This window comes from Bacillus sp. SIMBA_026, assembly GCF_046535335.1.
GTDB lineage: Bacteria > Bacillota > Bacilli > Bacillales > Bacillaceae > Bacillus > Bacillus velezensis.
Genome location: NZ_JAWRWX010000016.1, coordinates 1 through 1,160, shown reverse-complemented (window position 1 = coordinate 1,160; position 1,160 = coordinate 1). Strand labels below are relative to the sequence as shown.

Below are 1,160 nucleotides of genomic sequence, written 5' to 3'. Positions count from 1 at the left end.
ATTCGGTAAAGGTCCGATCATCATGATCTCTTACGCGGACGAAGAAGAAGCGAAAGTTATCACCTGGAAAAAAATCGACCTGCCGTACGTTGAAGTTGTTTCTTCTGAACGTGAAATGATCAAACGTTTCCTGAAAATCATCCGTGAAAAAGACCCGGACATCATCATCACCTACAACGGTGACTCTTTCGACCTGCCGTACCTGGCGAAACGTGCGGAAAAACTGGGTATCAAACTGACCATCGGTCGTGACGGTTCTGAACCGAAAATGCAGCGTATCGGTGACATGACCGCGGTTGAAGTTAAAGGTCGTATCCACTTCGACCTGTACCACGTTATCCGTCGTACCATCAACCTGCCGACCTACACCCTGGAAGCGGTTTACGAAGCGATCTTCGGTAAACCGAAAGAAAAAGTTTACGCGGACGAAATCGCGAAAGCGTGGGAAACCGGTGAAGGTCTGGAACGTGTTGCGAAATACTCTATGGAAGACGCGAAAGCGACCTACGAACTGGGTAAAGAATTCTTCCCGATGGAAGCGCAGCTGTCTCGTCTGGTTGGTCAGCCGCTGTGGGACGTTTCTCGTTCTTCTACCGGTAACCTGGTTGAATGGTTCCTGCTGCGTAAAGCGTACGAACGTAACGAACTGGCGCCGAACAAACCGGACGAACGTGAATACGAACGTCGTCTGCGTGAATCTTACGCGGGTGGTTTCGTTAAAGAACCGGAAAAAGGTCTGTGGGAAAACATCGTTTCTCTGGACTTCCGTTCGCTGTACCCGTCTATCATCATCACCCACAACGTTTCTCCGGACACCCTGAACCGTGAAGGTTGCCGTAACTACGACGTTGCGCCGGAAGTTGGTCACAAATTCTGCAAAGACTTCCCGGGTTTCATCCCGTCTCTGCTGAAACGTCTGCTGGACGAACGTCAGAAAATCAAAACCAAAATGAAAGCGTCTCAGGACCCGATCGAAAAAATCATGCTGGACTACCGTCAGCGTGCGATCAAAATCCTGGCGAACTCTTACTACGGTTACTACGGTTACGCGAAAGCGCGTTGGTACTGCAAAGAATGCGCGGAATCTGTTACCGCGTGGGGTCGTGAATACATCGAATTCGTTTGGAAAGAACTGGAAGAAAAATTCGGTTTCAAAGTTC

Annotated in this window: 1 pseudogene; it reads left to right on the top strand. The window is 49.5% G+C overall.

The features are described from left to right. A pseudogene (locus SB847_RS20415) lies at positions 1-1,160 on the top strand (DNA polymerase); the annotation flags it as partial.